Origin of the sequence: Paenacidovorax caeni, from assembly GCF_001298675.1 — a bacterium.
GTDB lineage: Bacteria > Pseudomonadota > Gammaproteobacteria > Burkholderiales > Burkholderiaceae_C > Paenacidovorax > Paenacidovorax caeni.
This window is the reverse complement of the sequence record NZ_CYIG01000076.1, coordinates 1-9,479: the sequence shown is the minus strand read 5'-3', so window position 1 is coordinate 9,479 and position 9,479 is coordinate 1. Positions and strand designations below refer to the sequence as shown.

Below are 9,479 nucleotides of genomic sequence, written 5' to 3'. Positions count from 1 at the left end.
TCCATCGCTGCGGGGAAGCAGCTGCGCGCGCGCCAGGCCCAAATGCATACTGCCTCCCAAGCTCTTGCCATTGAGCGGCAAGCGAGCGCTCAACCTTCCTTGGCCGAACGTGTTTCGAGGCCCAAAACTCGTGCCATACTTGGCCTCATGCGGTTGACTTTCCTTGATGTTTTCGAGGCCCAAAACTCGTGCCATACTTGGCCTCATGCGGTTGACTTTCCTTGATGTTGAGGATCGGCGCCGTTTATCATCAAAAAAGAGCCCGCGTGGCTGTCTCTCTGCATTTCGCCAACCTCATCGAATTACAGAGAGCTGTATGCCAGAAGTTACCCGCGCAAAGACCCTGCATCAGGGGCAATTCAACCGCCTCATCAAGATCACCCAGGCTACATCACGCTACCCGGAGCGTGATGTTCTGGTGCTGATCCTGGGGCACTGCGGCATGCGCATCACCGAGATTTCGCGCATCACCGTGGCCGATGTGATGCATGCGTCTGGCAAGCTGCGCAGCGAAATCAGCATGCGCGAAGCGATCACAAAGGGGTGTCGCCAGCGATGCGCGTACTTAGCCTCCAAGCCTGCCATCCATGCCCTGGGGACCTATCTGCAGTACCGGATCGAGCGCGGCATCGGCACCGTGGTCGGCTCAGGTCCGTACAGGGGCTTGCTACCCCACCAGCCGTTGATCTACAGCAGCCGGGGCGACGGTATGTCCCAGAACACCAAGCGGCGAGTGCTTGAGACGGGCGAAGAGAAAGCCTATAGGGCATGCGACTCGCTGCAAGCCCATGTGACCAAGCTGTACCAGCGCGCGGGCATCAAGGGTGGTTCCAGCCATTCAGGACGCCGCACGTTCGCCAGCAAGGTGCTGGCCACCACGGGCGACATGGAGACTGTGGCTCAGCTCCTTGGGCACGCCAGTATCGATTGCTCGCAGCGCTACGTGGATGTTGACCAGGCCACGCTCGAAGCCATGTTTGCCGACGCGCTATAGGCTTCGCTAGAATGGTGTGCATGAACACCGACAGTGCATCTAACGCCAACCCCAACAATGAGCGCCTGCGGTCGCTTGTGACAGGCGCGGGCCTCACGCAGCCTGCAGCCTTGGTTCTCTTCAACCGCGAGATCAAAGTTCGCCCTCTGTCCGAATCGACTTGGAAGGGTTACTTCTGCACACCTGGCACCGCCCGTTACCGTGGATTTGCACCCGAGCTGCTGGCCCATGCTGAAAAGGTCTTTGGTCCTTTGCAAAAATAGCGCTTGCGTATGGTGTGCATGCACACTACAATAAAGCCATGATTCGTACCAAAGACCAGCTTGTCGCAGCCCTTCGCAACGGGAAACGCTTGCATGGACAAATGGGCTCACGTCCATCTGCCCCATGGAAATACGAAGTTGATGGCGTGACCGTCCACGGCAACGCAGTCCACGCTGCCGACAAGGCTGGCTTGCTCGCCTGCATGGTGAGGCACTGGAACCACTGCACATACTGCGCAAAGCATGTCCCCAAGGCCACGGCCTAAACCAAGGAAAGAGATATGAGAACGGCCGCCTCAAATCGCGTCAAGAAGTTCTTGGATGAGCGCGCAACTATGCGTGGAATCGACCATAACGATGTTTCGGTGCTGCATGGCGGTGACGAAACACGGGAGGTCGCGCTCACCACGCGTGATCTGCGCGAACTTTTGGCTGAGAACGATCGGCTTCGAGATGCGCTGAACCACTTGCGCGCAAATTCCAGTTTGTCAATTCACCAACTTGAAATCATCAACGGCGCTCTTGCCTCATGACCAAGGAAAGCAAGGCACTGCATGAAGCCGCAAGAAATTATGGTTGGCCGCATCTACCACGACGGAAGGGTCGGCCTTCGTGAGGTTTTCGAGATCAAAGGGTTATATGTTAGCTACCGGCTGCTTGCTGGATCAGTTACGCGTCAGCACCGCTTGCATGGAGTTGATAGAACGATAACGCTTGCTGCTTTCGCGGTGTGGGCGAAGGTCGAACTCTCACCGGTAGAAGCGCACGTGCTTTTGAAGTTACAGGCCGCAAAGATCAAGCTCACACCTGAGGAGTACATATACATTGTTTCCCTTCTTGCTGATCCCACGCATTTGCCTTACACAGATGGCAGGTATGTGGTGTATGGGCAAAAACACGGTAGTGCCGTGGCGGAGCTTGAGAAAAAGGGCGTGTGTCTACGTTTAGAAAACGGTTGGATGGCCGAAATATTGGCGCTGGGCGCGTCGCTCCTAAATACCTTGGGGGCTAAAGCTGCGAGTAAAGCTGATCATATTCATGCGGTGATTGATCTCTACAGCGGCTATACCTATTTTGTCGGAACGCTGGATGAGTGCAAAGGCTACGTTGCTCACGAGCCTAACGAAAGCGTCAAGATCGTCCCGGCTTGAAGCAAAGGAAATCAAATGGTGTTTGAACGCATGCAAAAGGAGCTGAGCGAGCTGGTGGGCCTGGTGCGCCAGAGCGAACGCTACTGCGCAGCCGTGGCGGCTCGTCCTGATCTGGCGACGCCCGAAACCCGTGAGCGCGAAGTCCAACGCGAGCACCGCATCGCTGAGCTGTCGGCGCGGTACGGCATCACTACCTGATCAAGGAAAGAAGCAATGTGGACTGTCGCCAGAGCTGAGCTGAAAGAGCTGATGAAGCTGACGAAAGAAGTCGCAACCTACGATGCCACACTCGCCGCCAAGCCCGATCTCAAGCCATCGCAGGAAGCAATGGACCGGCGCACTGCGATGCAGGACCGTCGGCTCGCGCTGATGGACAAATACGAGTTGACGGACGGCTGGCAAAGCCGTTGATGAGAGGACCCGGACATGTACCACAACTTGAAATCGGCAGGCGTTGACCAAGTTCTGCGGGCCATCAGTGCTGGTGGCTCAGTGGTGGCGATGGCAACTTCGTTTTACAGCGGTGGGTACACCTACACCCATGTGTTGACCACGAAGAGTGGAGCGCAATACCGTGTCAGCAAGCAAGTCATGCGGGCAGTGCCCCCGCCGACCGAGTGAAGGGAAGCGGCAATGTCCAATGCAGGGATTCAACCAGGCACTCTGTTCGAGCGTGAAGGCAAAAGGCGTGAGGTCGTTCAGCTCATTCCGGCCAATCGATTTACCTCACCGGCAGTTGAATGGCGGCGTCCGGGGCAGGAATTTCGTAGCAGCGCATGCAGTGTGGATGCGTGGCACAAGTGGGTCAAAGAGGCCCGTCAAATCTCGTAGAAAAGCAACGATGAACGGCGCGCCATCCTCTGATGCCCTTCGTTGCTGCAATCTAGCTCGACAGCAACGAAGGTGATGCCGTAGAGGATGCGGCGGCTTCGCTACCCCAGTATAAAAAGACCAAGCTTGATCGCTGAGCCATGAGAAAAACCATTCGCAACTCGGGCTTGCACACAGCCCAGACCGTATCAGAACTGTTGGTGCTTCAGGCGCTCTCCTCTTGCCGTGCTGACGGCCGTCAAGTTGCGCTGTCCCTGTCTGCCTTGGGGTTTGCTGCATACCCGGGCTACAGCTTCAAGGCGCCGCAAGGCGCGGCCCTTGCTGTGGCTAAGTTGGCGCGCTCGATGCAGGACCGTGGGTTGATCGCCAGGGATCAAGGTCGGCGAACTGGAGGAGGGCGCGGTTACGTCATTCGACTTGCTGGTGCCCGAGCACTGGAGGCTTCTCAGGCACGTCAGTTTGCGGCTGGTCATGAGGATCTGTCTCTGACGCCCGAACAGGCCGCGCATGTTGCTGCGGTAAACCCCGAGTTTCGGGCGCAGATGGCGGAGTTTTTGAAGGCTGGGGTTGATGTTGTCGTGGCTCGGCAGAACGAGTGTGGTGATGGTGGTCGGCCATTCTGTATCGCCGTCGCCTCAGACAATGCATTCTGGATTGACTGCTGCGAATCGGTAGAACTCGCCCACGCCCGAGCCCAGGCCCTCGGCCTCCGCGTAGTGGGGCTTTGAAAGGCAACAGGTATGGAGCAAGGCGCATTCATCATTCAAGAGCTGAGCGGGGACTGGCCGGTGTACCCTGGTCATCCGCTGGCCCTGGCTACCGCAATCATGCGTGTTTTCGCGACGTTTGCTGAGGCGAATGAGCCGACAGAGCATGGTTGGTGCGCCGCACTCGGCGACTCGCGTATTCCTGGCGCTGGCGACCATGTTGGTGCTGCCATGCGCACGCTGGAGCTGGGCTCGCGTGGTGCGGATTCTGATGCAATGGTCGCCTACGCTGAACGGTACTGGGAGGCCGGACAGGCCGGTGGCCACTTCAAGAACGTGGACGAAGGGAAGGCCCAGGCCAAGAGAATCGAACCACACTTCCGCTCGATCGCGGCGGAGTGGTTCAAGATCGCTGCGGCGGTCTGAAAGGAAAGATTCATGCCTGACTTCAAACTGAAGCGCGAGTCGCTGAACACCATTACGGATGTCGAAATCGCCTTCGGCACCACCAAACTGCTGCCTCCCTTCGACGCAGTGCCTGATGAGTTCAAGCGCGGAAACGACTACACGAAGCTGCTGGATCGCTTGTTTGCTGACCAGCCCCCGCCTGAAGGGGAGATCGTGTTTCGTGAGGGCTTCGACGACGCAGATGCCCCCGCGCTCCTGAATCGCGTGGTGAGGGCCCATCTGCGTTCGTTCGAGCCCAAGCACGAGCACAAGATCGCAGGCCTCGGCTACCTAATCAGCCAGGTATGCGAAGTCCGGTTGACCTGAAGGAAAGCTGCAATGCATGCCTGCACTGACAAGTCCAACGTGATGCACGAAGTCGAGCCCGGTGTGTATGTGTCCGAGAGCGGATTCACGGCACGCTGCGAAGATGGTTTGACACCTAACGGTAACCCTGTGGGGCGTCGTTGGGTATTGCGAGATGCAAGTGGTGTCTGGGTGGATGTGAATCAGTACAGGCACGATCTTTTCGAGCAAAACGGCCTTCGGACGGCATATTGAGAGAAATCATGCGCATTGAATTCAGCCAGTCAGGGACGTTCCAGGCAATGTACGCGGCCAAAGCGTGGTGCCGCGATAACGGAATTTCTGTCGGCCAGTCGTGTGCAATTGGACCTACTGGGCTTTTATTTGGTCAGTTCGACTGGATTGCGAAGTGGCGAAACCTCACTCCAATGGAGCGCAAGGATCTGCACGGCATCATGACTGGTGATATGCGCGACGGACCCGTTGTGATCATCCTGAAGGACGAAGCTATACGGAAGCACAGTCCTGGCCTCATTGCTTCGAACCCAATCTGATCCGAACATTTAATGGCAAATCGATTTTTAGTCTGTCCATCTGGACGCGCAATGCGTCATCGTGGTCGATCAGGCTGTAGATGTGGTGGCGTGCGCCACGCCGTTCTTACCAACCGATAGGCCAAGGAAATCACAGTGGTTGACAATATGGATGTCAATTTGAACGATATTGATGTAATAAGGCGGGATAACTTACTCTCAATCGAGAGTGAGGTCGGAGGCGCCGCAGAGATCGCCAGGCTCATAGGCATGTCCGCCTCGCAATACCTAAACTTACGCAACGGAGCAAAGGATTCAAAGACTGGAAAGCGGCGCGGTATGCGCAAGGAAACAGCTAGAAGAATCGAGAAGGCTACGGGAAAGTCACTCGGATGGCTCGATATAGAACATTCAGGAAATCCTCGCCATCCTGAATTGCCGCCACCGGACAGCTCAGCGCTGGCAATCGCTTTAGAGGTACTGTCCCGCTCACTTGTAGCTGCCGATGACCTGACGTTGGATCAGGTGCGCCCGCTACTAATTAGGCTAGTGGACGAGCCGTACCGCGCTCAGGAAATATCGCCAAGGCTAATATCACTGCTGATCGCCCGTTAGGACTGGCAGTATCTGAAATCAAGGTCTGTAGCACTCATCTTACCGCCGCACAGATCGCGGCCTGTCAACTGGCATAATCCGTCTCTGGGTTGCCTGCAGTTGGCCTTGAAGATCCGGAAGCAGGACATCTAAAACCATAGAAATTCTTGAGACTGAATGTGGCTATTTAGATTACCATCCAGGGGATTAGTTTTATGATCTTAGAATGAGAGGATAGATAACCATGTCTAAGAAGACGGCAACAACTGATTCGCATCTAGCAAGCAGCCAGTATTCGACCTTGGAAGAGTACCTTGGTGCGGTGCGAAAGGTTCTGCAGAGCCGCAAGGATTTGAGTGCGACTTGGATAGAAGAGTTGATCGCTGGGGATGATCATTTTCTTCGTACTTGCTTTGAGAAGCAGTTGCACCCAGCGACGGCTGCATTTGATATTTTCATCACAGAAGAAGAGGCATCCCGTGACTCGGTGGGAGAAGATGGTCGTCTTAAATTCGATGTAAACGAAAAAGCCAAAAGACACCTGCAAAGGCTTGTTGAGTTGGGCCTGTGGGGCGACTCGATGGATGCAGTGGCGAAGACCTTGGTGGAGCAATCTTTGGCTGCTAAACTTGAATCAGGTCTGCTTCGTACCACGTACCCAACTTAATCAAGGAAAGATATGGAGATATTGGTGAAAGTATCTCGCGCCGAGTTGGCTGAGATGGAGAGCACAGAAGAGCGCCTGCATACAGGCGTAGTGCGTGCGCTGGACAAAGGCATCGAGGATGGTGATGGAACCCTGTACCTGGCGAGTTTCAGTGTCGTCGTCCAGGTCACCGAGTGAGTCGTAAGGAATGGCGACCATCACCATTCCCATTGGGGCCGAAAATACATGTTATCTTCAACCGCGAAATCAAAGTACGCCCCCTTTCTGAATCGACTTGGAAGGGATACTTCTGCTCCCCGGGCACCGCTCGCTATAGGGGGTGCGGCCCAGAACTACTGGCCCATGCTGAGAAAGTATTCGGACCATTGCAAAAATAGGGTTTTCGCTCAGTGTGCATGCATACTATACTGAGGCCATTACGGTTAATTTGATGCGGTGAATTTACTTGACTGGCTATCGAATGGCGGTTTCCTGACTTGGAATTTCGTAAGGATTCAGTGCATGACACACGACCAAGCGCGAGCAATCTTGGCAGAAGCCGAAGCCGCTATCTCATTAGATGAAGATGCTGGCACTGTGACAATCAACGGCACGGTGTCCATGGAAGAGCTTCAGGCAATTTTGCAGCTTCTTGAATATACCGCCTGAGACAAGGAAAGATCCAACTATGAGAATTTCTAAGTCAAATATTTCAGCAATAGCCTGGCTGCTACTTGTTGCTAGTTTCGCGGCTTTTTTGCTTTTCACTGAGACAACCCAAAAGCAAACAACAATGAAGCCATTGGGAGTTGTCCTTCAAGTGAAAGAATGCCACTCTGGAAAGCATTCCCATACGTGCAGTGTGTTAACAAGTACACATCAATGGGATACAGATCTTGGAAACTGGCCTGGTGAAATCCTGCAGACGGGTGATCAGCTTTCGATGAGAACGGACCAATCACGAGGTCGCAGAGAAACATGGCTGTGCCGCAATGGGCTTTGTCGTTCATTATCGATTTGTTGGAGTTGGATGCCTTGCTGGGATCGTCGTACGTTGTAATATGATTCATGACGATTTCAACGAACAGCAAGCTCTCGAAAAAGATATCTTTTCCCTATCCATTACCTCCACTGAATCCACTTCACTATAACGAAGATCGGGAAATGATTGGCCACCAGTTGGTCCCCATGGATGAGCCATCGGAAGGTGTTTTCTGGTGTTGCGTTTGTGGTGGACATCCAGATGATCCGATTCACAAACCGGGATACATTCCTTGAGGAAATGTGAGTGATCTATAGCTATTCTTGACGGCGGATGCTATGAATCAGCGATTTGCCTCTTATTACTTGAAAACAAGTCTGAGACAAACGGCTCCATCTGAATCGCTCGTACATAACGACAGCAAATTTCAACGTACGTCCAACAATCTTGGCTTCATCGAGAATACCATCGGAATCCTATGATCTCTCAGGATGTAGTTGTTGCTGCTAGGTTCTTGGCACATCTCGCCGACCTACCACTTGAGTGTGACGGAACTACTAGAGCACTTTCGCATTTGCTTAATCATGCTCACGTTGAACATGAAGTTCACGTCGGAGCATTGGAAGTTGATGGGGTAGGGCGCATCGATCACCATTGGTGGATCAAGTTACGCGACAGCTTCGTCTGCGATGCCAGGACGGTTATGTGGCTTGGGCCTGAAGCATGTGTTCAGCAAGGCGTTTTCAATCCCTCTCCACTTATGAGCTACAAGACTGAGGCCATATTATTCCCAGAATGCAATGCTACGATCTTCTGGATTCTTACTGGCCAGAGTAGTCAATCCTTCTTGACTCATTTTAATAATCATGGCCATACATCAATCTGAGGCGCAGGTACAGGTCAACCACGATGGCTCCATAGTTTGGGTGCACGCCAATGATGGTTCAACAGTTGGCCGTTTTTCCAAACGGTTCGGAATCGACGTGCATACAACTGCAACTCAACAACTTGAGGGATCGCCGCAATGCCTGCATTGCACCCACTCACCAGGCACTGCGTCTGACTGGGAGCTTTTTTGCGACCTGTTAAATGCCCACCATCTGATCACAGTCCCCAAGTCACTCATTAAATTCCCCTGAACGACTAGATTTCTGAGTCATCGTTCACCATCGCAAAACATCCAATAATATTACATGACCTCAAAGACTTGTAAATAAAAAGGGGCGACCAAGACTCAGATGCAATTTCGCGTCGAAATCCGCAAAAATTTCGAAGTTCCTTAAAGGCGATTTCGCAACACCTATCTCCAGCACTCTTGCTGCTCAGTGCCAGAAAAACTATGATGCAAACTAACAAAAGCATCTCAAAGCAGCAGCATGTCGGAAGCGGAAATTCTTCACCGCAATCCAGCTCCACAGATGGAGGTCTTGATCGATCTTTGGCTCGATCAAGGTTCTGCGCGCGACCGTGATCCGATTGGCATAAAAGGCGAGCCATCGTACCGTTATTTTTGGGCAACATTCACTCGCTATTTGAAGACAGGAAAGAACGGTCAGCTAGCAAAAGCAGTCGATTGGCAAGAAGTCACACCGGTCGATGTTCTTGATTTCCTCGAATCAGGTCCAACCAGCCGAAAGGCCGAATCAAAGGTTAGCGACATCACACGTCGCCGCTACTGGCGTCTTCTTGAGCGGATTTACGACTTCGCTTTGCAAAACGGCTGGGTTGCCAGCAATCCTGTTCGAGAAATCGTCAAAGATGAGCAGCCGCGAAGTGAAGATCCAAAGGGCGCCATCATGTCGCCCTCGCTGTGGAAAGCACTCCAGCAATGTTTGCATCCGCTGCCTCCAGAAGACGACTTTCAGGCACTGCGCAACCGTGCCTTGCTGATTTGCATTTCTGAGCTGGCGCTATCGCCCATGGAGGTGCGCAACCTCAAGATGAATTCCATCCTCTATATAGAAGAGGAGGGCGCTCGACGCCCCCAGGCGCTGCAGCTCGATGGCCCCGGGCCCAACCAGCGCC

The 9,479-nt window shown here is 53.7% G+C and carries 18 protein-coding genes; 16 read left to right on the top strand and 2 right to left on the bottom strand.

Features of this window, described 5'->3' with window-relative positions; all coding sequences use genetic code 11:
• Positions 1 to 195: hypothetical protein (locus BN2503_RS21115; RefSeq protein ID WP_233495127.1), on the bottom strand; the 195-nt coding region annotated here is incomplete at its 3' end.
• A gap of 121 nt (positions 196 to 316) precedes the next feature.
• Here BN2503_RS21115 and BN2503_RS18200 point away from each other — a divergent pair.
• The 15 genes from BN2503_RS18200 to BN2503_RS20580 all read left to right on the top strand — a co-directional run bounded on the left by BN2503_RS18200 (position 317) and on the right by BN2503_RS20580 (position 7,141).
• The gene (locus BN2503_RS18200) at positions 317 to 994 is read left to right on the top strand and encodes a tyrosine-type recombinase/integrase (protein ID WP_054258026.1); all 678 of its coding nucleotides are present in this window, start codon (positions 317 to 319) and stop codon (positions 992 to 994) included.
• 20 nt (positions 995 to 1,014) lie between these two features.
• Entirely contained in the window at positions 1,015 to 1,257 is a 243-nt protein-coding gene (locus BN2503_RS18195; RefSeq protein ID WP_139235572.1) for a hypothetical protein, read from the top strand.
• Between the two features lie 281 nt (positions 1,258 to 1,538).
• Positions 1,539 to 1,790, top strand: coding sequence for a hypothetical protein (locus BN2503_RS20315; protein ID WP_139235573.1), 252 nt, complete (start codon positions 1,539 to 1,541; stop codon positions 1,788 to 1,790).
• 21 nt (positions 1,791 to 1,811) lie between these two features.
• Positions 1,812 to 2,408, top strand: coding sequence for a hypothetical protein (locus tag BN2503_RS18190; protein ID WP_054258024.1), 597 nt, complete (start codon positions 1,812 to 1,814; stop codon positions 2,406 to 2,408).
• 15 nt (positions 2,409 to 2,423) lie between these two features.
• A complete protein-coding gene (locus BN2503_RS18185; RefSeq protein WP_054258023.1) occupies positions 2,424 to 2,606 on the top strand; it encodes a hypothetical protein in 183 nt (60 codons plus the stop codon).
• Positions 2,607 to 2,621: 15 nt separating this feature from the next.
• Entirely contained in the window at positions 2,622 to 2,819 is a 198-nt protein-coding gene (locus tag BN2503_RS18180) for a hypothetical protein (protein WP_054258022.1), read from the top strand.
• Positions 2,820 to 2,834: 15 nt separating this feature from the next.
• A complete protein-coding gene (locus BN2503_RS20310; RefSeq protein ID WP_139235574.1) occupies positions 2,835 to 3,029 on the top strand; it encodes a hypothetical protein in 195 nt (64 codons plus the stop codon).
• A 350-nt stretch (positions 3,030 to 3,379) separates the two neighbouring features.
• Positions 3,380 to 3,967 (top strand): hypothetical protein, encoded by a 588-nt coding sequence (locus tag BN2503_RS21110; RefSeq protein ID WP_233495126.1) that lies wholly within the window; start codon positions 3,380 to 3,382, stop codon positions 3,965 to 3,967.
• 12 nt (positions 3,968 to 3,979) lie between these two features.
• Positions 3,980 to 4,372, top strand: coding sequence for a hypothetical protein (locus BN2503_RS18175; RefSeq protein WP_054258021.1), 393 nt, complete (start codon positions 3,980 to 3,982; stop codon positions 4,370 to 4,372).
• Positions 4,373 to 4,384: 12 nt separating this feature from the next.
• The gene (locus tag BN2503_RS18170; RefSeq protein WP_054258020.1) at positions 4,385 to 4,720 is read left to right on the top strand and encodes a hypothetical protein; all 336 of its coding nucleotides are present in this window, start codon (positions 4,385 to 4,387) and stop codon (positions 4,718 to 4,720) included.
• Between the two features lie 242 nt (positions 4,721 to 4,962).
• Positions 4,963 to 5,253 carry a hypothetical protein gene (locus tag BN2503_RS18165; RefSeq protein ID WP_054258027.1) on the top strand — a complete coding sequence of 97 codons (291 nt, stop codon included), beginning with the start codon at positions 4,963 to 4,965 and terminating at the stop codon, positions 5,251 to 5,253.
• Between the two features lie 159 nt (positions 5,254 to 5,412).
• Entirely contained in the window at positions 5,413 to 5,847 is a 435-nt protein-coding gene (locus BN2503_RS19730; RefSeq protein ID WP_074930482.1) for a hypothetical protein, read from the top strand.
• Positions 5,848 to 6,070: 223 nt separating this feature from the next.
• Positions 6,071 to 6,493 carry a hypothetical protein gene (locus tag BN2503_RS18160; RefSeq protein WP_054258019.1) on the top strand — a complete coding sequence of 141 codons (423 nt, stop codon included), beginning with the start codon at positions 6,071 to 6,073 and terminating at the stop codon, positions 6,491 to 6,493.
• A 24-nt stretch (positions 6,494 to 6,517) separates the two neighbouring features.
• Positions 6,518 to 6,670: a hypothetical protein gene (locus BN2503_RS20585; protein WP_158447376.1), complete on the top strand. Its 153-nt coding sequence runs from the start codon at positions 6,518 to 6,520 to the stop codon at positions 6,668 to 6,670.
• A gap of 324 nt (positions 6,671 to 6,994) precedes the next feature.
• Positions 6,995 to 7,141 (top strand): hypothetical protein, encoded by a 147-nt coding sequence (locus BN2503_RS20580; RefSeq protein WP_158447375.1) that lies wholly within the window; start codon positions 6,995 to 6,997, stop codon positions 7,139 to 7,141.
• Positions 7,142 to 7,236: 95 nt separating this feature from the next.
• Here BN2503_RS20580 and BN2503_RS20305 read toward each other — a convergent pair whose 3' ends face one another.
• Complete coding sequence (locus BN2503_RS20305; protein WP_139235575.1) at positions 7,237 to 7,482, bottom strand: hypothetical protein; 246 nt, start codon at positions 7,480 to 7,482, stop codon at positions 7,237 to 7,239.
• A 1,348-nt stretch (positions 7,483 to 8,830) separates the two neighbouring features.
• Between BN2503_RS20305 and BN2503_RS20300 the strand changes: the two genes are divergently transcribed.
• On the top strand, positions 8,831 to 9,479 hold a 649-nt coding region (locus BN2503_RS20300; protein ID WP_491893070.1), incomplete at its 3' end, for a site-specific integrase.